Annotated in this window: 23 protein-coding genes; 16 read left to right on the top strand and 7 right to left on the bottom strand. The window is 43.1% G+C overall.

All coding sequences use genetic code 11. The annotated features are described in order from the left end of the window. Nucleotides 1–33 precede the first annotated feature (33 nt). Nucleotides 34–912, bottom strand: a complete 879-nt coding sequence (locus MHZ92_RS15840) for a peptidylprolyl isomerase (protein WP_239432687.1) — start codon at nucleotides 910–912, stop codon at nucleotides 34–36. Nucleotides 913–1,053: 141 nt separating this feature from the next. Here MHZ92_RS15840 and MHZ92_RS15835 point away from each other — a divergent pair, with 141 nt between their 5' ends. Continuing rightward, nucleotides 1,054–1,152, top strand: coding sequence for a YjcZ family sporulation protein (locus MHZ92_RS15835; protein WP_239432686.1), 99 nt, complete (start codon nucleotides 1,054–1,056; stop codon nucleotides 1,150–1,152). Nucleotides 1,153–1,213: 61 nt separating this feature from the next. Here MHZ92_RS15835 and MHZ92_RS15830 read toward each other — a convergent pair whose 3' ends face one another. Together MHZ92_RS15830 and MHZ92_RS15825 are read right to left on the bottom strand one after the other, a co-directional pair. Then, nucleotides 1,214–1,399, bottom strand: coding sequence for a hypothetical protein (locus MHZ92_RS15830; protein ID WP_239432685.1), 186 nt, complete (start codon nucleotides 1,397–1,399; stop codon nucleotides 1,214–1,216). 58 nt (nucleotides 1,400–1,457) lie between these two features. Next, entirely contained in the window at nucleotides 1,458–2,057 is a 600-nt protein-coding gene (locus tag MHZ92_RS15825) for an HTH-type transcriptional regulator Hpr (protein WP_239432684.1), read from the bottom strand. 282 nt (nucleotides 2,058–2,339) lie between these two features. On the opposite strand from MHZ92_RS15825, the gene MHZ92_RS15820 reads away from it, so the two are divergent. Continuing rightward, nucleotides 2,340–2,786 (top strand): NUDIX domain-containing protein, encoded by a 447-nt coding sequence (locus MHZ92_RS15820; protein ID WP_239432683.1) that lies wholly within the window; start codon nucleotides 2,340–2,342, stop codon nucleotides 2,784–2,786. Between the two features lie 378 nt (nucleotides 2,787–3,164). Beyond that, nucleotides 3,165–4,613, top strand: coding sequence for a WD40/YVTN/BNR-like repeat-containing protein (locus MHZ92_RS15815; RefSeq protein WP_239432682.1), 1,449 nt, complete (start codon nucleotides 3,165–3,167; stop codon nucleotides 4,611–4,613). 296 nt (nucleotides 4,614–4,909) lie between these two features. Here MHZ92_RS15815 and MHZ92_RS15810 read toward each other — a convergent pair whose 3' ends face one another. The 3 genes from MHZ92_RS15810 to MHZ92_RS15800 form a co-directional block, all read right to left on the bottom strand. Next, a complete protein-coding gene (locus tag MHZ92_RS15810; RefSeq protein ID WP_239432681.1) occupies nucleotides 4,910–5,272 on the bottom strand; it encodes a YtxH domain-containing protein in 363 nt (120 codons plus the stop codon). Between the two features lie 115 nt (nucleotides 5,273–5,387). Beyond that, on the bottom strand, nucleotides 5,388–5,912 hold the full coding sequence (locus MHZ92_RS15805) for a tryptophan transporter (RefSeq protein WP_239432680.1): 525 nt from the start codon (nucleotides 5,910–5,912) through the stop codon (nucleotides 5,388–5,390). A gap of 110 nt (nucleotides 5,913–6,022) precedes the next feature. Beyond that, a complete protein-coding gene (locus tag MHZ92_RS15800) occupies nucleotides 6,023–6,451 on the bottom strand; it encodes an HIT family protein (protein ID WP_239432679.1) in 429 nt (142 codons plus the stop codon). A gap of 154 nt (nucleotides 6,452–6,605) precedes the next feature. On the opposite strand from MHZ92_RS15800, the gene MHZ92_RS15795 reads away from it, so the two are divergent. The 6 genes from MHZ92_RS15795 (at nucleotide 6,606) to MHZ92_RS15770 (ending at nucleotide 15,388) form a co-directional block, all read left to right on the top strand. Continuing rightward, entirely contained in the window at nucleotides 6,606–7,355 is a 750-nt protein-coding gene (locus tag MHZ92_RS15795; RefSeq protein WP_239432678.1) for an ABC transporter ATP-binding protein, read from the top strand. Then, nucleotides 7,339–8,550: an ABC transporter permease gene (locus tag MHZ92_RS15790; RefSeq protein ID WP_239432677.1), complete on the top strand. Its 1,212-nt coding sequence runs from the start codon at nucleotides 7,339–7,341 to the stop codon at nucleotides 8,548–8,550. The genes MHZ92_RS15795 and MHZ92_RS15790 overlap by 17 nt, the downstream gene beginning before the upstream one ends. A gap of 99 nt (nucleotides 8,551–8,649) precedes the next feature. Continuing rightward, nucleotides 8,650–8,883 carry an IDEAL domain-containing protein gene (locus MHZ92_RS15785; RefSeq protein WP_239432676.1) on the top strand — a complete coding sequence of 78 codons (234 nt, stop codon included), beginning with the start codon at nucleotides 8,650–8,652 and terminating at the stop codon, nucleotides 8,881–8,883. 390 nt (nucleotides 8,884–9,273) lie between these two features. Further along, nucleotides 9,274–11,256, top strand: a complete 1,983-nt coding sequence (gene uvrB, locus MHZ92_RS15780) for an excinuclease ABC subunit UvrB (protein ID WP_239432675.1) — start codon at nucleotides 9,274–9,276, stop codon at nucleotides 11,254–11,256. Between the two features lie 7 nt (nucleotides 11,257–11,263). After that, on the top strand, nucleotides 11,264–14,137 hold the full coding sequence (gene uvrA, locus MHZ92_RS15775; RefSeq protein WP_239432674.1) for an excinuclease ABC subunit UvrA: 2,874 nt from the start codon (nucleotides 11,264–11,266) through the stop codon (nucleotides 14,135–14,137). 117 nt (nucleotides 14,138–14,254) lie between these two features. Beyond that, nucleotides 14,255–15,388, top strand: coding sequence for a DUF4097 family beta strand repeat-containing protein (locus MHZ92_RS15770; RefSeq protein WP_239432673.1), 1,134 nt, complete (start codon nucleotides 14,255–14,257; stop codon nucleotides 15,386–15,388). A gap of 350 nt (nucleotides 15,389–15,738) precedes the next feature. On the opposite strand, the gene MHZ92_RS15765 is transcribed toward MHZ92_RS15770, so the two are convergent. Continuing rightward, the gene (locus MHZ92_RS15765) at nucleotides 15,739–16,290 is read right to left on the bottom strand and encodes an N-acetylmuramoyl-L-alanine amidase family protein (protein WP_239432672.1); all 552 of its coding nucleotides are present in this window, start codon (nucleotides 16,288–16,290) and stop codon (nucleotides 15,739–15,741) included. Nucleotides 16,291–16,468: 178 nt separating this feature from the next. Between MHZ92_RS15765 and hprK the strand changes: the two genes are divergently transcribed. The 7 genes from hprK to trxB all read left to right on the top strand — a co-directional run bounded on the left by hprK (nucleotide 16,469) and on the right by trxB (nucleotide 23,024). After that, entirely contained in the window at nucleotides 16,469–17,419 is a 951-nt protein-coding gene (gene hprK / locus MHZ92_RS15760) for an HPr(Ser) kinase/phosphatase (RefSeq protein ID WP_239432671.1), read from the top strand. Nucleotides 17,420–17,423: 4 nt separating this feature from the next. Beyond that, nucleotides 17,424–18,230 (top strand): prolipoprotein diacylglyceryl transferase, encoded by an 807-nt coding sequence (gene lgt, locus MHZ92_RS15755; protein WP_239432670.1) that lies wholly within the window; start codon nucleotides 17,424–17,426, stop codon nucleotides 18,228–18,230. A 14-nt stretch (nucleotides 18,231–18,244) separates the two neighbouring features. After that, a complete protein-coding gene (locus tag MHZ92_RS15750) occupies nucleotides 18,245–19,189 on the top strand; it encodes a nucleoside recognition domain-containing protein (protein ID WP_239432669.1) in 945 nt (314 codons plus the stop codon). Continuing rightward, complete coding sequence (ppaX, locus tag MHZ92_RS15745; RefSeq protein WP_239432668.1) at nucleotides 19,182–19,832, top strand: pyrophosphatase PpaX; 651 nt, start codon at nucleotides 19,182–19,184, stop codon at nucleotides 19,830–19,832. Before MHZ92_RS15750 ends, ppaX begins: the two co-directional genes overlap by 8 nt. Continuing rightward, complete coding sequence (locus tag MHZ92_RS15740; protein WP_239432667.1) at nucleotides 19,829–20,371, top strand: acyltransferase; 543 nt, start codon at nucleotides 19,829–19,831, stop codon at nucleotides 20,369–20,371. The genes ppaX and MHZ92_RS15740 overlap by 4 nt, the downstream gene beginning before the upstream one ends. An 84-nt stretch (nucleotides 20,372–20,455) precedes the next feature. Further along, entirely contained in the window at nucleotides 20,456–21,979 is a 1,524-nt protein-coding gene (locus tag MHZ92_RS15735; RefSeq protein ID WP_239432666.1) for a tetratricopeptide repeat protein, read from the top strand. Between the two features lie 94 nt (nucleotides 21,980–22,073). Further along, nucleotides 22,074–23,024 (top strand): thioredoxin-disulfide reductase, encoded by a 951-nt coding sequence (gene trxB / locus MHZ92_RS15730; protein ID WP_239432665.1) that lies wholly within the window; start codon nucleotides 22,074–22,076, stop codon nucleotides 23,022–23,024. Nucleotides 23,025–23,385: the final 361 nt, after the last annotated feature.

The raw sequence follows: 23,385 nt of genomic DNA, 5'->3' as shown, positions 1-23,385 counted from the left end.
CGATCCATCGATTTGCAAGCAGCCCTTTTACTATTATTTTTCTTCTTTATCAGCTTCTGCTGGTAAATATACGTCCAAAGCAGTTTTAAACTCTTCCACTTTGATGTCGACGTCAGCAGCTTTAATCAGTTCTTGGAGCTTCTCACCGAACTGAATACGTGTCAAATTATCTTCAATTTCCGCTTTTATTTCCTCTTCGGTTTTATCTGTTTCAGCAGGGCGTGTATCGAGCAATTCGATAACGTGGTAACCGAAGCTTGTCTTCACAGGTTCGCTAATTTCACCTTTTTTAAGGGAGTACGTTGCATCTTCAAATTCTTGCACCATCTTACCTGGCCCGAACCATCCAAGGTCGCCGCCTGTTTGCTGTGCAACAGGCTCAGTGGAATATTCCTTCGCCAATTCAGCGAAATCTCCACCTTCATTCAATTTTGTCAAGACTTCTTGTGCAGTATCCTCTTCTTTAACGACGATATGACGAGCATGGACTTCCGTTTTTGCACGTTCCACACCTTTTGCGACATCCTCTTCAGATACTTTCAGTGACTCGATCATTTTCTTCTGAAGCAATTCGGCTTTCACATTCTTTTCAAAGAATCTTTCAGTAATTCCTTGTTGTTGGAGGTAGAGTGGGAAACTTTCTCCAAAAGGCTCTTTCCGAGCTTTGATTTCCTCTTCTAATTCCTTATCTGAAACCTTGTATTCCGTTTCTAACGCACGTTGAAGAAGCATGTTTTCGACAACTTGTACGCCAATGGCATCCTTCATTTCTTCATATAGGTCTTCTTTAGTAATATTTCCGGCTTTTGTAGTAGCGATGATTTCTTCGTCAGCCGCTTTTTGATCATTGTTACAAGCTGCGAGCGCTAATACGGAGGCCGCGATCGTCAATGCAAGAATTGTTTTTTTCATGAGCGTTTTCTCTCCTAACTTTTCTGTACAACAGTTGATACTATACCATAAAAACGATGAGAAAACAAAAAGGTTCCTTACCAAGTGCCTAAAACGTTAAAGAAGGCCAGCATACGATACAAAGAGAGAGGAGGTGCTCCAATGAGTGGATATGGTGGATTTGCAGGCGCTTCTGGATTCGCCTTGATTGTTGTGTTATTCATCTTGTTGATCATCGTCGGAGCTGCATTCTTGTACTAAACCGAAAAAAGCAGCAAAAGTCCAACTCCCTATTGCAGGGGGTTGGACTTTTTTCCTTTATTTACACGTTCAATAGCACTTCAAGATAGAACGAAAGAATAAGGATGGTGATCAATATATTGACCGTACGATATATTTTGGGTTGCTTTTCTTCTGGAATTTCCCGTGATTGACATAATGCATATGTCATTTTATTGATTTGGAATAAATAAAACAATGAGAACATGACTGTAACAATAAGGATCAAATTAATTCCTCCCCTTTTAACCTTACTCCATCATAACAGACTTAAGGGGAAAATGACATTATTTATCTTCAACTGCTTGCAATTCGGGCATCTCTTCTGATTCTTCCTGAGCAAGTCTTAAGGATGCTAAATCGCTATCAAAAGATTCATCGATCCTCTTGAAACCGAGCTCGAAAATTTCCATGAAGTCTTCTCCGTAAATATTCCGTATGACTGACATGACTTCCAAGAATTCCGGAAACTTTCCGTAGATGCTTTTCATTGGAAGCGAGCCTTCAAGGATGCCGTGCTCGGTGTCATAGTAGTTTTCATTCATGTCGTGAAGGAGTTCGATCCCTTCTTCGGTGACTGATACGTATGTATTGCGACGGTCGTCGTCTTTCTTGAAGAATTGCAAGTAGCCTCGCTCTTCCAGTTTCTTTGAGAAATTGAAAGCTGTTGATACATGCATAACACCGAATTTTGCGACATCCGATATCGTTGCTCCTTGCAGGTGATAGGCAATCCAAAGAATGTGGTGTTCATTAATATTTAAGTCATAAGGTTTTATCCACATCTGCCAATCTTTTTCAACTGCTTTCCAAAGAGCTTTTGACATCTGGGCAACGCGTTGACTATAAATCATTGCTTCTTTTTGGGAAAACTTTAGCTCAGCCATGAAATACCTCCAACTTCAAATAGTTATCTTTTTTCATTATAGCAGGAAAGCTTCAAATAAAAAAGTTGAAATTCCAAAAATACTATATATTCATAACCTGGTGTCATTTATTATTGCATAAATGGGTAGATATTCCAATCCAATATTTGCAATAAGAAAGTTAATTGTTCAATAAACGTTGAATTTCCTAACCGATTCGGAAATAGAGGGCAGTTAAGTTGAAGCAGGAGTATTGAACAGAAAGGTAGAAGATGTATGGACAACAATTAAGGAGTTGGTTATGTGAATATACCTTTGCTAAGAGCCGAAGGAATTATCGTTACTAAAGACAAAACAGAAGTTCTTGTGCAATGTGATGTAGATGAAAGTTTTTACCGTCTTCCAGGTGGAAGTATTGAATTCGGTGAAACAGCCGTGGATGCGATTAAAAGGGAGTTGATTGAGGAATATGATTTATCGTTGGATATTGGAAAACTTGCTTGCGTGAGTGAAAGTATTATTCAGTATGATGGGAAGAAAAGACATGACTGTACTTTAATCCATTGGTGTTCAATCGATGAAAAGAATAAGAAAACCTATGTACATAAAGAGAATTCAAAAATAAAACTTATTTGGCGTACAATTTCTCAATTAAGAGAAAGACCATTTTATCCAGAGGGAATCTTGCATATTATTGTTTCAGAAAACAATAATATTAAACATATCAGAAGAGAAAAAGAGTATGATTAAATGGTTAGATATTCCAATCTAGTGCTTGTTATAACAAAGTTAATTGTTCTATAAACGTTGATTTCCGTTTCAGGCGGACGCTTTCCGGGGGGCGGGCGGTGAGCCTCCTCGTCCGCGACGCTGCGCTATCGCTACCTGCGGGGTCTCACCTGTCCCGCTAATCCCCCAGGAGTCGCCGCCTTACACTCCAATCAACTAGTATTTTATAAGAATAAAAACATTCGAGGATTGGAAAAGATCAGAGTAGACAATCATGTGAGTGTTTCATTAGAAGAAAGGATCTAAGATGGTATATATCGAAGTGTTTACTCCATTCTAAGTAGGCACATTAATCAATGAATTAATATGCCTACTTCGTTATGGGATGGAGGTAATTTAGTGTTTCTTAAAAAAGTCTCTTGTATGTTAATTGTTTTTATTATTCTTTTGAATTTTATTGATCGTGGAGTAATTGCTTCAGATGGTGAAATTACGCTAAAAGAAGCGATTGATATCGGATTCCAGCGAGCAAAAGAATGGAATGTAAACGTAGCACTTACTAGTGTAAACAGTGTGGATGAAAAGATGGGAGGCTCGAGAGGAAAAACAGGGAAACGTTTTAGCTGGTTTATGATCTTTATAGTTCCAGGGACAGATGATTATGTACTAATCGGTATCTCAGAAAAGAAAATTACAGTGTTTAGACCGAGTAAGCAATCTCCGGGTCCAACAATACCCTACGATGATATCAAGTTGGATAGCTCTGATGTTCTCCAATTAGCAAAGGAGAAATACGGACTACAGCAAGGAAAGGATTGGGCTACAGGGTATCATTTTACACTTGATAATATCGATGGTATCCCCTTGCTAACCGTAGTTGGAAATGATCGAGATAACCGTTTTGCTCGAATTTCATTCAATGCCAAAACTGGAGATGTGGTCAGTGCTATTCATAAATTACCATACGGCGGTGGATTACTATCCAAACGTAAAGGAACCGATAACCTGACCAAAAAAGGGATGGCGATTACGGGAGTTGTCGCTGGTAAAAACAAATTAGTCGTTTTGGGAGACAAAAAGCCAACACAATTTAGTACAACCAAGCAACCTTTTATTGAAATGAGCAATAACAATGGGGAGTCATGGACAGAACTGAAAGCTAATAATTATGTAACACATGCGTGGTTTGATATGAATGAGCAGTTATATGTAGCAACAGAAAAAGAATTATGGACAGGTATTACATCAAAAAGAAAAGGAAGGAATATCCTTTCGTTAGAACATACGATTGAGCGCGTCGATTATTCTATCAACAATCATATAGCTGTCCTATCAAGCGGAAAAATTTATTATTCAACAAATCAAGGGAAGAGCTGGGAACAAGCAACTGTTCCTAAACCATTTTATGAGATTCAAATTTCGGATAATGGTGATTTGGTAGCGCTCACGGAAGATAGGAAGATCATTCAAAAGATAAATGATGATTGGAATGAGATGGCCCTGCCAAATCATAATGATCTACCTGATGATATGAAAGTGATTCATAATAGGCTATTCATTACCACACAAAGTGGAATTTGGATCCGAAATCTTCAAGAGGAAAATTGGAGAAAAATTCAAGTTGATGAAAGGATAGTGAAGTTTATTAAAAAAAGTGAGAATTTATTCGGATACACACATAGAGGGGAGTCTATTTATTCCGTCAACACGAAAGATGAAAGAAAACCTGAAAAAGTGTTTGATGCAGTTGATTCCATCGTTATGGATGTGGATATCATGGGAGATACGTTATGGATTGCAACTATACCAAATTATTCGTGGGAGGAAATGACGATTCAGCAAAGGTGATAAAAGCTGCTTACTTTTTATTAAACCTTCGAGTTAACACTTAAACAGTGCTTACCCGGGGGTTTTTGATTGGTAATATTATAAAGAAAACATTATATATAGAAGCTAAGTTGCTTGGAGTGCAGGCGCCGACTCCTGCGGGAATAGCATGAGCCTTGAGACCCCGCAGGTAGCGAAGCGGACGAGGAGGCTCAAGCCATGCCCGCGGAAAGCGAGCGCCAGAACGGAAAGCAATGTTTTTATTACAGGAAAAAGACAAACTCAACATATTTTGAGTTTGTCTATAGACATATTCTTTATTTCTGCTGTGCCGCAATGGTTTGTTCGAGTTCAGCGAGCGAGTTTTGGATCGCGGAAAGTTCCTTTTCGAGTTTGAGTCTGTTACTTTCCGTAGAGATTTGCCATTGTTCAATCGATCCTTTAATTCCATTAACGGCTTCCGGAACCAATTCTTTCGCTTCCTTCGTCATATGTGTAATTGAATTTTTCAACTCGGAAATTTTTCCTTTAACGTCATTCAATTTATGCTTCATGTCGGTTGAAGCGCTTTTAACGGACGAGCGGATTTCGCTGCCTGTTTGTGGAGTGGAGAATAACACAGTGACAGCGGCCGTCACTGATCCTGCAATGAGTCCTGCTAGAAACGTAGATGCTTTCATGAAATGCACTCCTTTCATTTTGAATAGTATTCCTTTTCATATATTAATTAAAACATGGCAAACAGTTCTGGGCAAATGAAAAAAGCTTTCCCCCCTAAGGGAAAAGCTTTTGTTATTAGTTGGATAATGCTGTTTTGAATGAGGTACGCTTCAACATTGTCTTGATGATCGGGTAGATGATGAAAAATGCAATCCCGTTCATCGCAACTGCAGGAAGGACGACTGTTACGAACAACAAGCCAAATGGGACTTTCGCGCCCATGACGAAAATGGCGACAGATAGAAAGATTGTTCCGGATAACAGAGTTCCACAGCAAGCAATAATTGTTGAAGTGATCAAATGATTCGCGGCTTTTTGAAGCAGGACGATAACCGCATAGATGGCAAACGCCGTAATGAATTTATCGATAATATTCGGGATGAATCCTCCGGGGAAGCTTGTGAAGATCCCTGAAATGACTCCCGTCGTCGCGCCGAGCAAAAAGACGCTCTTAACATCTGGGAATAAAAAGATTCCGATGAACATCATCGTCAGCATGAAGTCAGGCTTCATACCTTCCCCATAACCAGGGATAACTAAGTATAATGCTGCGCCGACAGCTACTAAAAGCGCCATCAACATAAGATTTCTTGTATTCAATTCTCATCTCTCCTCAACTAGGCTCTATTTTGGCTCTCCTGACGTATCCTCGTGATCGTCAGCGAAAACTTATGAAAAGTATACAGCTAATAGTATGAACTGGCAAGGGGTTATTCATTTCCGAATCGTTTTCGAATCTGTTGTGCGATTTCTTTGATCCGATCTTGAGTAAATTCTTCAACCTTTGGATTCCAATTCGAATGATATCCATCCGTTTCATCATATCTTGGAATGAAATGCATATGGAAATGGAAGACGGCTTGGCCGGCAGGTGCTCCGTTGTTTTGCAGCAAATTCATCCCCGCAGGCTTAAATTCCTCTTTTAAGACGTTCGCAATTTTCGGAGCGACCGAAAATAGGTGGGAAGCCTCTTCTTCGGTAAATTCATAAAGGTTTTCCAAATGTTTTTTTGGAATAAGCAATAGATGCCCTTTCGTCACAGGCATGATGTCCATAAGGGCGATGACGTGCTCATCCTCATAGATTTTCTCGCTAGGAAGGGTTCCTTCAATAATTCTACAATACACACATGATGTCATTTGCGTTCATCCTTTCCGCTTCTTCTTATTGTGTAAATGGGAGAACTACTCATTAATGACACAAGTGTAGCATAATTTCTTGTAACACGTGAAAGATGGACAAAGCATTTACGTTCACAATTTGGTAAAATGAAAGCAAGAATGGAGGATGGTTATGGCAATTCTTGAAGTAAAAGAAGTGACAGGTGGATATACACGTAGACCCGTTCTACATGAGCTCTCATTTGAAATCGGCAAAGGTGAGTTAGTCGGTTTAATTGGCTTGAACGGAGCCGGGAAAAGTACAACGATTAAACATATTATCGGCCTCATGAATCCACATCAAGGCGAAATTGTCGTGAATGGCGTTACATTTCGTGAAAACCCTGAAGTGTATCGTAAAGCGTTCACATATATTCCGGAAACACCGATTTTATATGAAGAACTCACATTGAAAGAGCATCTTGAGCTCACAGCGATGGCGTATGGACTAGACCGTGATGCGTATGAAGCGCGTGCTGAAATACTATTAAAAGAATTCATGATGGAGAAGCGTTTGAATTGGTTTCCGTCGCATTTTTCAAAAGGGATGCGGCAAAAGGTCATGATCTTATGCGCATTTTTAGTGGAACCTTCCTTATATATTATCGATGAACCGTTTGTCGGTCTTGACCCAATCGGCATCCGATCGTTACTCGATCAAATATCCGAAAGGAAAGCGGATGGTGCTTCTATTTTGATGTCCACCCATGTCCTTTCCACTGCTGAAAAATATTGTGACCGGATTATTGTGCTACATGAGGGACGTGTGAGGGCGCAAGGCACGATGGATGACTTGAGGAAAGCGTTCAACATGCCAAACGCCTCATTGGACGAACTCTATATTTCGATGACCGAGGATAATGATCATGAACAGCTTGCGTGAAATATGGGGAAATCGGTTTGTTCATTACATGACGGAACTGCAAAAGTACATGAAATTCGTCTTTACCGGCCATTTGGCAATCGTTCTCCTCTTCACGATCGGTGCGGGTGGTTATGCATATAGTGAATGGTTGAAAGAAGTTCCATCAGATTTTCCTTCTGCTATCATTGCGGCTGTTGTCATCGGTGCTGCGTTATGTATAGGGACACCCGTGACGTTAATGAAACCTGCGGATATCGTCTTTTTCCTTCCGCTTGAGAAAAAGCTCGATGACTATATGAGGCGTTCTTTACGCTATACTTTCTTCTCGCAGTTACCAGTACCGTTATTATTATATATTGTGTTCCTTCCTTTATTATCGGCTACGGGAGCAGGAGGCAAACAACAACTCATTTTGACTGCCGTCGTCATTTTTCTTGTAAAATGGTTGTATGTCGAATCCGAATTCCATTACCGTCGTGCCAATGAAGGGAAAGGGATATGGAAAGATTGGATTGTCCGGTTCGTGTTAGCGGCATTACTTTTATATGTAATGCTAGCGGGCAGCCCTTATTTCGTTCCGCTTATCGGCTTATTAATGGCTGTCTACTATTTATATTGGAAGAAAAGAAGTGCAGCAAATCCATTTCCATACGAGCATTTCATTACAGTCGAACAAAATCGGATGATGCGTTTCTACCGGTTTGCCAATTATTTCACCGACGTTCCTCATTTGAAAGGATCGGTGAGCCGCCGTGCATGGCTCGGATTCCTGATGCGTTCTGCACAATTCGGACAAACGTCACCGCAGCGCTATTTATTGCGAAGAACGCTTGTCAGGACGGATGATATTTTTTGGCTTTGGGTCAGATTGACAGGTTTGTCAGTTATTGGGGTCGCCCTCATTCCGTTCCCGATTGTCGTTTATATTTTTATCGGAGCGTTAGCGTTCGCTTCATCAATCCAATTGGTCCATGCATTACGGGCGGGCGATGATTTCCGAATGGATATGCTTTTCCCGGAAATGGACAATACGAGAGTGCCTGCCATCCGCAAAACGGTCAGCGGCGTTCAATTGCTTCAGGCAATTTTTGTCTTGGCGACAGGTCTTCTCACGATCGGAATTGCAATAACACCTGTCATTTTGTCGGTTATTGTACTCATCGTTTCTGAAGTGACATTACGTGTTTCGAATGGAAAAACAGAAGAAGCTTGAACAATGAACTGAAAAAATAAAAATAGAATATTCTCAAAAACCTTGCAACTGCTCCTGGAATTTATGTATAATGGAAAAAAGGCATCAGGGGTGAGGGAGATGGAAAACAATTATTCATATGCCGAGTTTTTAAAAGCCGTGGGAAAAAATAGTACTTCGCTTCAAGCGGAGAGATTATTAAATGATATTTATATGGATCTATTCCTGAACCATATTCATCGAGAGCAAACGAAAAAACGTCTCTTGAAGCTAATCGATCTCGCACTTGATGAAAAGGACGAGTACGCCTTCAATGAGTTGACGGATGAATTAATGAAGCTAGAAGAAAATTGATCAAATGCAAGCGGGCTGCCCGCTAGTCGTTCCTACGATTAGCTGTGTAGACCCGCTTTTTATTTTTATTTTTTATTCGTTGCTGAGTTGTATGGACTTAGTTGATTGAAAAAAGCCGTCACGAAGAACGGCGTTTGCGAGCACAAGCGCAGCGTTGCGAGCAGGCTATGGCAGGATGCCTTAATTTCTGCAAAGAACGCAGAAATACGGCAAATCGAACTCTTCGTGGTTCAATTGGCTGAAGCGACGCCCGCGGAAAGCGTCCGACTGTAGCGTAAATCAACGGTTTTTATTATATGAAAAACTTTTTAAAACATACGTTCTCTTATTTCTTTGGTCTTTGCACTGTCTATGTTAAAATAAAGATAATTCATTAGGGGAGGGGCTCTTATGGTTCAGAAATTCGATTTACGTGCTCCCTACGTTCCGTTAGGCGACCAGCCTACAGCCATTTCAAAACTTGTAGAAGGCATCAAAGAAGGCAAAAAGCATCAGACACTTTTAGGTGCGACAGGAACAGGGAAGACGTTCACTGTATCGAACGTCGTTAAGGAAATTAATAAACCGACACTCGTCATTGCACATAACAAAACACTCGCTGGCCAATTGTATAGCGAGTTTAAAGAGTTTTTCCCAAATAATGCGGTCGAGTATTTCGTCAGTTTCTACGATTACTATCAACCGGAAGCATATGTTCCGCACACGGACACTTATATAGAAAAGGACGCGACGATCAACGATGAGATCGATAAGCTGCGTCACTCGGCAACGTCAGCTTTATTTGAAAGGAACGATGTGCTCATCGTAGCGTCCGTCTCTTGCATTTACGGCCTCGGTTCGCCTGAGGAGTACGGCAAGCACGTCGTCTCTCTTCGGACTGGGATGGAAATTGGCAGGAATGAACTTCTCCGCCGATTCGTCGACGTCCAATACTCAAGAAACGATATCAATTTCATTCGGGGTACTTTCCGGGTGAGAGGGGATGTCGTCGAAATATTCCCGGCTTCACAAGACGAGCATTGCATCCGTATTGAATTTTTTGGCGATGAAATCGACCGAATCCGGGAAGTGGATGCACTGACAGGAGAAATTTTAGGTGAACGTGAACATGTCGCAATCTTCCCGGCATCCCACTTCGTCACAGGAGAAGAGAAAATGGTGAAGGCAATTGCCAACATCGAAGCGGAATTGGAAGAACGGTTAGCCGTATTGCGTAAGGAAGATAAACTTTTGGAAGCACAACGGTTGGAGCAACGCACCCGGTACGATTTGGAGATGATGCGGGAAATGGGCTTCTGTTCCGGAATCGAAAACTATTCAAGGCATTTGACATTACGGCCAGCAGGAGCAACTCCATACACATTGCTAGACTATTTCCCGGATGATTTTCTCATCGTCATTGATGAAAGCCACGTTACATTGCCGCAAATCCGCGGGATGTACAACGGTGACCAAGCACGGAAACAAGTGTTAGTCGACCATGGTTTCCGTCTGCCATCCGCTTTGGATAATAGGCCACTGATGTTCGAGGAGTTTGAGAGATATGCAAACCAAGCAATCTACGTCTCCGCAACTCCAGGTCCGTATGAAATTGAGCATACACCTGAGATGGTGGAACAGATTATTAGACCGACTGGGTTGCTTGATCCAATTATCGAGGTAAGGCCAATTGAAGGGCAAATCGATGATTTAATCGAGGAAATCAATGAGCGTACGAAACGGAATGAACGGGTATTGATTACTACGTTGACGAAAAAGATGTCCGAAGACTTGACGGACTATTTGAAGGACATCGGCGTCAAAGTTCAATATTTGCATTCTGAAGTAAAAACACTAGAGCGGATTGAAATCATCCGGGAACTCCGTTTAGGTACTTATGATGTTCTTGTCGGCATCAACTTGTTAAGGGAAGGGCTCGATATTCCTGAAGTATCGCTCGTTGCCATATTAGATGCGGATAAAGAAGGATTCCTCCGTTCTGAACGATCGCTTATCCAAACGATTGGCCGGGCGGCTCGTAACTCAGAAGGAAAAGTGATCATGTATGCAGACCGTTATACGGATTCGATGAAAAAGGCGATCGATGAAACTGCAAGACGCCGGGAAATCCAGATTGCCTACAATGAAAAGCATGGCATCACGCCGACGACGATCAAAAAAGAAGTACGCGATGTCATCAGGGCAACTCAAGTTGCCGAGGATGAAAGATCTGCAGTTGAAAAAGTGACGAAGGGCAAGAAGTTGTCGCAAGCTGATAAAGTGAAATTGCTCGCGACTCTCGAAAAGGAAATGAAAGAGGCGGCCAAAGCGCTTGATTTCGAAAGAGCGGCCGAATTGCGTGATACGATATTAGAATTGAAAGCTGAAGGGTGAACATGCGATGAAAAACAAGGAAATCGTCATTCAAGGGGCAAGGGTTCATAATTTGAAAGATGTCAATATCCGCATTCCTCGTGACAAGCTCGTCGTTATGACGGGTTTGTCGGGATCGGGGAAATCGTCCCTCGCGTTCGATACGATTTATGCGGAAGGGCAAAGGCGCTATGTCGAATCACTTTCCGCTTATGCGAGGCAGTTTTTAGGCCAGATGGACAAGCCGGATGTGGATGTGATTGAAGGACTGTCGCCCGCGATTTCCATCGATCAGAAGACGACAAGCCGCAATCCGCGTTCCACGGTCGGAACGGTAACGGAAATCTATGATTACTTACGGTTGCTATTTGCACGGGTCGGAAAGCCGATATGTCCGAATCACGGTATTGAAATTTCATCTCAGACGATCGAGCAGATGGTTGATCGGATCATGCAGCTACCGGAACGCTCCCGAATTCAAATACTAGCACCTGTCATCTCCGGCAGGAAAGGGACGCATGCGAAGCTGATCGAGGACATTAAAAAGCAAGGGTATGTCCGGATCCGTGTCAATGGGGACGTGATCGATCTCGATGATAATATTGAGTTGAATAAAAACAAGAAACACACGATAGAAGTTGTGATTGACCGGATCGTTGTGAAAGAGGGGATTGAAGCTCGGCTGAGCGATTCCCTGGAGTCGGCACTTCGATTGGCAGAAGGAAATGTGATTGTCGATGTAATCGATGTCGAAGAGTTATTGTTCAGTGAGCATCACGCCTGTCCGGCATGTGGATTTTCCATCGGTGAGCTGGAACCGCGTATGTTCTCGTTCAACAGTCCTTTCGGGGCTTGTCCCGATTGTGATGGTCTTGGTACCAAACTTGAGGTCGACCCGGATCTAGTCATTCCGGACAAATCTCTTTCATTAAATGAAGACGCGATTGCACCATGGATCCCGACGAGCTCTCAATACTATCCGGAGCTATTGAAAACGATTTGCAAGCATTTCAAAATACCGATGGATGTGCCGGTGAGCGATTTGTCGGATGAGGATCTTCATATTATCCTTTACGGTTCAAAAGAAGAAAAAATCCTTTTCAAATATACGAATGAGTTTGGAAATACACGTTCGAACAACATCTATTTTGAAGGTGTACTTGCAAACGTTGAGCGCCGGTTCAAAGAGACATCTTCCGATTATATTCGCGAACAGATGGAAAAATATATGGCGAGCCGAGCTTGTCCGACTTGTGATGGTTACCGTTTGAAAGAAGAAACGCTCGCTGTTAAAGTTAACAGCACGCATATCGGAGAAGTGACTTCATTATCCATTACGGAAGCGGATCGCTATTTCAAAAGTCTCGTCCTTTCTGAAAAAGATGCGGAAATCGCAAAGCTCATTTTGCGGGAAATCAGCGAAAGACTAGGATTCCTCGTCAATGTCGGACTCGATTATTTGACGTTATCAAGAGCCGCGGGCACGTTGTCAGGTGGAGAAGCACAGCGAATTCGGCTTGCGACGCAAATCGGGTCAAGATTGACAGGCGTCCTCTATATTTTGGACGAACCTTCGATCGGACTCCATCAGCGTGACAATGACCGACTTATCGGAACGTTGGAAAGCATGCGAGATATCGGGAATACGCTTATTGTCGTAGAACATGACGAAGATACGATGGTTGCTGCGGACTATTTGATTGATATCGGACCAGGGGCAGGTGCTGCCGGAGGACAAATTGTTTCAGCTGGAACGCCAGAGGAAGTGATGGCCGATCCGAATTCATTAACCGGTCAATATTTAAGCGGTAAGAAGTTCATCCCACTACCGATTGAACGCCGTCCGTCAGACGGTAGGGTCGTCTCCATTAAAGGCGCTTCTGAGAACAACTTGAAAAATGTCGATGCAGATTTCCCGTTAGGCCAATTCATTGCAGTAACAGGCGTATCCGGTTCAGGAAAGAGTACGCTCGTCAATGAAGTTCTTTACAAAGTGCTAGCACAAAAGTTGAACCGATCGAAGCAGAAGCCTGGGAAATTTACATCCGTTACAGGTCTCGAGGAATTGGAAAAAGTTATCGATATCGATCAATCACCGATCGGACGGACGCCGAGGTCGAACCCTGCGACATATACAGGTGTATTTGACGATGTCCGGGACGTTTTCGCCATGACGAACGAGGCGAAAGTGAGAGGGTATAAAAAAGGCCGTTTCAGCTTCAATGTGAAAGGCGGGCGTTGTGAAGCTTGCCGCGGAGACGGCATCATCAAAATTGAAATGCATTTCCTTCCGGATGTGTACGTCCCTTGTGAAGTGTGTCACGGAAAAAGGTATAACCGCGAAACGCTTGAAGTGACATACAAAGGGAAAAACATTGCGGATGTTCTATCCATGACCGTTGAAGATGCTCTCGTTTTCTTTGAAAACATCCCTAAAATCAGCAGGAAGCTTCAAACGATTGTTGATGTAGGTCTCGGATATGTGAAACTCGGACAACCAGCAACGACGCTATCTGGCGGGGAAGCGCAAAGGGTAAAGCTTGCATCAGAACTGCATAAACGTTCGAACGGGAAATCTTTTTATATTTTGGACGAACCGACGACAGGTCTCCACGTCCATGATATCGAGAAGCTTCTTGTCGTATTGCAAAGGCTCGTTGATTCAGGAAATACGGTTCTTGTGATCGAACATAATTTGGACGTCATCAAAACGGTTGACCATATTATCGATCTCGGACCGGAAGGCGGGGATAAAGGCGGCCAAATCATTGCGATGGGTACTCCAGAGCAAGTGGCTGAAAACGAGACGTCCTATACAGGTCGTTATTTGAAGCCGATATTGGAACGTGATCAACAACGAATGAAAGATCTAATTGAAAATGCTGCATCGGTAAAAAAATGAAACCTTCTGACAGATGATTCGTATATATAGTTAGTATTGAGGAGTCTCCACGTTACATTAATACGGGGAATCTCTAATGCGTAACGAAGATCATAAGTATTTCTAGGAGGCGGGAAGATGCAAGAAGAGCGTAAACGAATATTGACAATGTTGGAAAACGGAACAATCTCAATGGACGAAGCCTTGACCCTGTTGGAAGCAATGGAAAAAACTCAGACTTCTAGTAATAGTGGCGCTGCGCAAACGGAGGAAAGAGAACATCCAAAGCGCGAGTATTCGAAAGGTAAAGATCAGTCAATGGATGAATTCATTGAAGATATCCGGAAAGATTTCGTAACTGTCGGAGATCGTTTCATGCAGTTCATGCAAACTGCCGTGGAAAGAATGAAAGGGTTCAACTTTGATGCGCCATTTGGAAACAGCTCCACATTCCACCATACGATTGTGAAAGAAGCTAATGACTTCGATGAAATTCTTGTCGACGTCGATAACGGAAGCGTGTCGCTCCACGTAACCGAAAATCCGGAAATCCGCGCGGAGTTTACCGTTAAAACGTTTAACGGTAAATCGGAAGAAGACGCGAAGAAGGAATTTCTAGACAAATTGATTTTCGTGAAGGACGAAGGCAAGCTAAGTTATTTAAGCGATTTGAAATTCAGCCAAGTCTCTGTCGACCTGTTTATCCCGAAACAAGACTACCGTAAAATCGCAGTAAGACTCCTGAACGGGAATTTTACGACGAAAGACATTACGGTCGATCGACTTTATTCGAAAACAGGAAACGGAAAAATTGACCTCGATCGGATTGAGTTCAAAGAAGCTGAGCTTGAAACGGGTAACGGATCCATCCGTTTGAACGATAGCAACGGTGGAAAACTGGAAGCCGAAACGATGAACGGCCGTGTGTACGTGTCGGGGAATTTGAAAGATGTCGATGCAAAATCGCTCAATGGCCACGTCGTTGTTACAACGACTGATGCAAATGCACAAAAAATCGATGCGACAACAGTGAGTGGTTCCGTGGAGTTGTATATTCCATCCGATATTCCTCTACGGGGAGAAATTTCGACGAATATGGGCCGTCTGGACCTTCAGCTTGCTGATGTGACGAAAACGACGGAGCAAGAACAGATCCTACAGCGAAAAATTATCTTCATTAAAGATATGGAAGGCGAGTCAAAGCCTTTCTATATTAACGGAGAAGCGAAAACAGGCTCGGTCATCGTTTGCTATAATGTGAAACATAATTGATCTGCCTGGGAGTAATAAAGATGAAGGAAAATGCTGCATTTTCCTTCATCTTTTTTGTTTTGCGGTAATCTCAGACGTTGTTATTAGGCGAATATGTGGTTGCTTCAGGCGGTTTGGCGAGTTATCAGGCGGTTCCTGTTTGCGGTGAAAAGTTATGCGCGAGTTCCTGTGAGTTTTGCGCGAGTTTGTGCGTGATATGCGCGAGTTTACGTTCGTTTTGCGCGAATTCCAAGTAGTTATGCGCGATTTTTGACTAGTTATGCTCATATTGTGACTTTTGGTTCACTACGCTCTTATAAAAAGCCGCCGTAAATAAGTCAGTCTGACATTTCTGGGCATCCCTATAGAAGTCATGTAAAGTAAAGCCAATTCAATACACCAAAGCTAATGGCTCTTGCACATTGGACGCGGTACGTGTTGGATAGCAACAGATTCGCCTCTTCACGATTCGTCATGAAGCCGCATTCCACTAAGACAGCCGGCATTTTAGTTTCCCGCAACACGGCAAAGTTTGCTGTTTTGATCCCCCGGTCTCTCCGTCCGCATGCAGCAACTAACGAGTGATGAATCTGTTCAGCCAACCGAGAAGTCTGTTTGCCCACTTGCGGGTACGTAAACGTTTCGATTCCGTGTGCCTCATTCCAATTGTTCCCGTAGGCATTTGCATGAATGGAGACGAATGCATCCGCATTCAGCCTGTTGGCGATGGCCGTTCGTTCCCATAAAGGCACATCCCGGCCATACTCGTGGCTGAAGAAGACGTCAATTCCTTCCTGTTGTAAATAAAGCTTCAGCAGTTCCGCCACTGCACAATTGAACTGGAACTCCAATAACGCTCCATCCGGTGATCGTTTTCCCGGCGTCTTCGGGCCATGACCCGCATCAATTATCATCGTTGCCATTGGATCTCCTCCTCGCAAACTATATAGTCTATTTCGAATCGGGAGTGGACAAATTTGGACGAAAACATTTCAATTGTAATTGTTCATGGTAAAATGGTGGATAAGGTGACTTTGCAAATGAAACATCTACCGCTCCTGTAGTGGGGATGCACGTTCAACGTAGAAAGGCGGCGAGGAAATGTCTGATGTAACAGTGGAAGACGTTCAAAATCGTTTTGGACTTGTCATTCTTGCAGGTGAGAAAGGAATTGAACGAAATATCCTTACAAGTGACATATCTCGGCCTGGACTTGAAATGGCCGGATATTTTGATTTTTACTTGGCAACTCGAATTCAAATTCTTGGAAAAACAGAACTTTCCTTTTTCAACAAATTAGGTGACGCTGATCGTCAAGATCGAATGGATCGGCTCTGTTCCAAGGACACACCGGCTTTCATCATTGCACATAATATGCAATGCCCGATTGAGCTTAAGCAAATTGCGGAAGAGCGGGGAATCCCGGTCTTACAGACGGACCTTCCGACGACAAGATTCTCGGGGATGCTGACAAATTACCTCGAAGGTCAGTTAGCTCCTATGACAATCGTTCACGGCGTGCTCGTAGATGTGTATGGAATCGGTGTATTAATTACCGGGAAAAGCGGTGTGGGTAAAAGTGAAACGGCATTGGAACTCGTTAAACGAGGTCATCGTCTAGTTGCGGATGATGCCGTTGAAATAAGGCAAGTGGCAAAAAACGTGTTAATCGGAAATTCGCCGAAACTTCTAAGGCATATGCTCGAAATTAGAGGCGTAGGCATCATCGATATGATGATGCTATTTGGCGCGAGTGCTGTAAAAGATGATAAACGGATTTTAATGGTCATTAATTTGGAAGCATGGAATCCGGATAAAGTGTATGATCGATTGGGCCTTGATGAAAAAAAGATGAAAATCATGGATTCAGAAGTGACAAAGCTCACTGTCCCTGTTAGACCGGGGCGGAACTTATCGGTCATCATTGAAGTTGCTGCTATGGATTATCGGATGAAAAGATTAGGCATCAATGCAGCAGAAACATTTTCAAATAAGCTGAATATGGCGATTAGCCAAGATGCAACGAAATCTGATGAAGAGGGGAAAGAGTAAACGAATGTTTGATTTACTGTCAATAAACCCAATAGCCTTCAGTTTAGGGCCAATCGATGTCCGTTGGTACGGAATATTAATCATTACCGGTATTATTCTTGCATTCCTTGTCGTTCAAAAAGAGATGGTGAAGCGGGGGATGCACCCGGATTTCTTAACGGACCTGCTCATATGGGCAGTGCCGATTTCCATCGCGAGTGCAAGGATTTATTACGTTGCTTTTTCATGGGATTCTTATAAAGATAACCCTGCCGATATTTTTAAAATTTGGGAAGGCGGCATAGCGATCCACGGTGCGTTGATCGGGGCATTTTTAACGACGTATGTGTATACGAAAATGCGCGGCATTTCCTTCTGGAAAGTGGTGGACATAGCGGTGCCGGGCCTATTGATCGGCCAAATCATTGGTCGTTGGGGGAATTTCATTAACCAAGAGGCACATGGCGGTCCTGTTTCGCAAAGCTTTCTGAACAACACATGGATTCCCGATTGGATTATGAATCAAATGACGATCAATGGCGTGACCTATCATCCAACGTTCCTCTATGAATCATTATGGAACTTTGTCGGTCTAATCATTGTTCTTCTGCTTCGGAGAGTTCGATTAAAACGAGGAGAGATGTTCTTCTTCTATTTGACATGGTATTCAATCGGAAGATTCTTTATCGAAGGGATGAGGACGGACAGTTTATACGGAGGAGACATTAGGGCTGCTCAAGTCGTCTCGATCATCGCCATACTATTTTCAGTTACGATGTTCATTTATAGAAGGTATATAAAAAAAATAAAGGTTGTCTATCAAGATAAATAAAAGAGGGATGGGAAATGCAGACGCTTCGTAATGGATTGAAAGCTGGACTGAAGACGACATGGACGTTAGGGAAAGTCATTTTCCCGATCACGATCCTTGTCGTGATTTTACAACATACACCGATATTGCCGTGGGTCGTGGACCTCATTGCTCCGTTCATGGGACTATTTGGGCTAAGCGGAGAAGCCGCGATTCCGTTAGTGCTCGGCAATGCATTGAATTTATACGCGGGGATTGCCGGAATTCTATCACTCGAATTGACAGTGAAAGAAGTATTCATCTTGGCTGTAATGCTAAGTTTTGCACATAATATGTTCATCGAGTCAGGTGTCGCTTTAAAGGTCGGGGTGAAATTGTGGGTCATCCTCGTTGTACGATTCGGTTTAGCAGCATTTTCCGCCATTATTATTAATTTGTTTTGGAAGGGCGGCGGGGAAATCGCAAAGTATGGCATGGCACCCGAAGTGACAGCTGTTCCCGAAGGATGGCTCGAAATCGGATTGCTCGGTTTGCAAAAAGCTTCTTTTGGTGTATTGCAACTTGCACTCATCGTCATTCCGCTTATGATCTTCGTCCAATTTTTGAAAGACCGTAATTACTTACAGAAGTTTTCAGAAAAGATGACGCCAATTACAAAAGTTATCGGTGTCCAACCGAATGCATCGATGACTTTGGTTGCGGGCCTCGTCATCGGCCTTGCCTACGGTGCAGGCGTCATGATTCAAGCAGTTCAGGAAGATGGCGTCAGCAAAAAAGACGCAACGCTTGTCATGATTTTTCTCGTTGCCTGCCACGCAGTCGTTGAGGATACGCTCATTTTCGTACCATTAGGCATTCCAATAGTGCCGCTGCTTATCATCCGGGTCGTCACAGCGTTCGTATTGACGATTGTTGTCGCTTACTTCTGGAAACAGGCAGATCTGAAACGAGAGAAGGAGGTTACAGCACTGAATGGCTAAAATAACAACACTATTATTTGACTTCGACGGAACATTGCTTGATACGAATGAACTGATCATCCAAACATTCCAAACGGTATTGAACGCGCATTATCCGGGGAAATACGAGAGGGAAGACATTCTGCCTTTTCTTGGACCAACATTAAGGGAAACGTTTGAAAGTATCGATCCAGATAAAGCAGATGAATTGATCGATGAATATCGGACGTGGAATTTTGCGAATCACGACGCCTTCGCTACGGAATTTGATGGCGTCTCTGAAACGTTACAACAGTTAAAAAATGCCGGCTTCAAGATGGCCATCGTCTCAACAAAACGTAATGAGATGATTATGAAAGGCTTGCAGCTAATGCCGGTGGGAAACCTTTTCGATACAATCGTCGGTTTAGATGACGTGACGCACGCAAAGCCCCATCCGGAACCGTTGCTTCTTGCGATGGAACGTTTGAAATCGACCCCGGAGGAAACGCTCATGATCGGCGATAATTTACATGATATTGTCGGAGGGAAAAACGCTGGAGTTCGCACGGCAGGCGTCGCTTGGTCGGCAAAAGGCGAGAAGTTCATCCAAGAGTTGGAACCTGATTTTGTCCTTCAACATATTTCAGATTTGCTGTCGATTACAGCAGGAGTGGAAGCTTGAGACGGACGGAGCGTTATCCTGCTAAAGGAAATGCGAACTCCCTTTGGCATATTTATAAGACTGTTCCTTTTTTAAAAGTAGTGAAGAACTTCGTGTTCATACAACTCGGTCGTTATACACCATTCATGCCTTTGAAAAATTTCATCTATCGGACGTTTTTAGGGATGAAGATCGGGAAGAAAACATCATTCGCCTTAATGGTCATGCCGGATACGATGTTCCCTGAACGCATTACGGTTGGGGAGAATTCAATTATTGGATTCAATACGACAATTCTTGCCCATGAATATTTAATAGAAGAATACCGGATCGGTGACGTAGTGATTGGGGATCAAGTAATGATCGGCGCCAATACAACAATCCTTCCCGGTGTAACAATCGGGGACGAAGCCATCGTGTCGGCAGCAAGTCTTGTCAATCGTGACATTCCTGCAGGCGCGATGGCGGGAGGGAATCCCGTTCGGATCATTTACACGAAAGAGCAGATGGAGGAGCGACGGAAGACGGCTCCGAAAGAAGCGTTTCAAGAAAATGAATGACGGGAATAGAAGTTATGATATAATGAAACGAGTTGATGGAGGGACGTGGAAACGTTCCTTCTAATTTTTTTCGGAGGAATTTGATTGGATAAAAAGCATAGGAACATAGATAAGAAAGTCATTTCTTTTATCCCTGACGGTGAATTCTACTATCAAAAGGGCATTAAAGCGATGCAACGTGAACGCTTTGACGATGCCCATAAATATTTGCAGAGGGCGGTCGAACTTAGCCCGAATGATCCACTCATATTGATGCAATACGGTATTCTCATTATGGAAGAGGGCTTGTTTGAGGAAGCTTATGAAATTCTGGCGACCGCTCATGGCCTCGACCCGGAAGAGGAGGATATCATCTTTTATTTAGCAGAAGTCCATGCTCATTTGGGCCTGCTTCGTGATGCGAAAATTTATGCGGAAAAATATATAGCGTTGGCACCGGACGGACCGTTAGCTGACGATTCCATGGAAATCATTGATTTTGCCGAGCAAGAGGAAGCCTTTTTCGTTGATGAGGAAATGCCGGATGGTGAAGTCTATTTCTTGCAAGAAAAAGCAAGGCGATATATGGAAGCAGGCACATTCGATGAAGCCATTGAAATACTAGAGGCTATCATTACCGATTATCCCGACTTTTGGGCGGCTTATAATAATTTAGCGCTTGCTTACTTTTATGTCGGGAAAATCGACTTAGCGAAGGAACTGCTATTTGAAGTACTCGATAAGAATAAAGGGAACCTTCATGCCTTATGTAATCTCGCCGTCTTTTATTATTACGAAAAAGATAAAGAGGAATTGGACTCAATGCTCGAGCTCCTCATGAAAATCAAACCGTATCAATTTGTGCACCGTTATAAATTAGGTGCCACCTTTGCGTTGGTCGGTAAGCATGAAGAGGCGTACGGATGGCTCAGAAGCTTGCAAAAACGTGGCTTTGAAGGGGATGCGGGCTATTATTTCTGGCTGGCACATTCCGCGTATTTCTCTGGCCGTGAACAGGCTGCTAAGGAATCATACGAAAAACTAGTGGAACTCGATCCTTCCAAAGCGGGATTTGAACCGTGGAAAGATGTACATTCAGAGACAAAACCGGAGTCTTATGAACAAGATCGGGAATTTTTATTAAGTAAAATTACGAATAAATATAGAAGTGAAAGATTGTTAGGGTTTTATTTGTTAGGAAAATCAGCACATAAACAAGAAATTGTTTCACATCCTACTTACATTGACCTCGAAAAGTTGAGTGTCATCGAACAATTATTTTTGGCACATAGTCTCGACTATGAATTCACGATGGAAAATGAATTTGACCATTCATTCATGCGAGCGTTGGAGACGACGGAATTGTTATATGATAAATATAAACCGTTGGAACGCCAAGGAACCCATCTTTTTCAAATGTGGTTCACCCTTTGTGAAGTGGGGCTCATCCGGTCTTACCATTTTAGGAATCCGAGCGCATTGGCGGCTGCCGCAGATTATATGTTCCAATCATCCAGGTATAAAGGGGTGACGAAAACGGCAATCGCCCGTAATTATGGCATTGCAGTCGCAACCTTGACGAAATACGTCAATGACCTGATCGAGTTTTTACCTCAATTCAATGCGTAACGGATACCGAGAGCACGTAAGCATATAAATTGATTGACCCCATGGAATCTTATACGATTTAAACAGAGGTAGATATACTGGAGGAGGGTATCAAATGACAACCGAGAAAATATACGACGTCATTATCGTTGGGGCTGGACCAGCGGGAATGACAGCTGCAGTTTATACATCAAGAGCGAACTTATCGACTCTTATGCTAGAGCGCGGAATTCCTGGGGGACAAATGGCGAACACAGAGGAAATCGAAAACTATCCTGGATTTGAGACGATTTTAGGTCCGGAACTTTCGACAAAAATGTTTGAACACGCGAAAGCGTTCGGTGCGGAATACGCTTATGGCGACGTAACCGAAGTCATCGACGAAGGAAATATCAAAACAATCAAATCGGGAAATAAAGAATATAAAGCACGTGCGATCATTATTTCAACGGGTGCCGAATACAAAAAAATGGGCGTTCCGGGAGAACAGGAACTCGCCGGCCGCGGCGTCAGTTATTGTGCGGTTTGTGACGGGGCGTTCTTCAAAAAGAAAGAAATCGTTGTCATCGGAGGCGGAGATTCCGCAGTCGAAGAAGGTGTCTATTTGACGCGCTTTGCAGATAAAGTGACGATCATTCACCGACGCGATGAACTCCGAGCGCAAAAAATTCTACAAGACCGCGCCTTTGCAAACGACAAAATCAATTTCATCTGGAATTCAACGGTCAAACAAGTGAATGAAAAAGATGGTAAAATCGGCTCCATCACGCTCGTCTCTACAAAGGACGGCACGGAAACAGTGTTGGATACAGAAGGAATGTTCGTCTATATCGGCATGGTTCCGTTGACGGCGCCATTTAAACATTTAGGAATTCTGGACGAACAAGGCTATATCGTCACGAACGAAGAAATGGAAACGAAAGTTCCTGGCATCTATGCAGCCGGCGACGTCCGCCAAAAAACACTACGCCAAGTCGTAACAGCAACAGGCGACGGCAGCATCGCAGCCCAAGCATGCCAAAAATACCTCGAAGAACTCGAAGAAAAAATGGCTGCAGAGGTTTGATTATCAAGGAGATCCTGTAAAGGGGTCTCCTTTTATTAACAGGTATTGTAGGATTGTAGCGAAAGGCGGCGACTCCAGTGGGAACAGCACGAGCTGAAAGCCCCGCAGGAACGCAGTGACGAGGAGATTGAAGCCGTGCCCACGGAAAGCGTCCGCCTGTAGCGGAAATCCGGTTCCGCTGGAAAATATTAATCAATCCTTAATCTTCCTGTAACCGTCCTGCAATACAAAAGGGTTATAGTAAGAGTATCAATTGACCCCCCTTTTAATATAGAAACATTTTAAGACGATCTGCCTTTGCCGGCAGGTGGTCTTCTTTTTTTGTCGTTTGCTTTCAAAACATTGTATAATGGTAATATGC

This window comes from Sporosarcina sp. ACRSL (assembly GCF_022346605.1).
Taxonomy (GTDB): Bacteria; Bacillota; Bacilli; order Bacillales_A; family Planococcaceae; genus Sporosarcina.
This window is presented reverse-complemented; position numbering and strand designations above follow the sequence as displayed.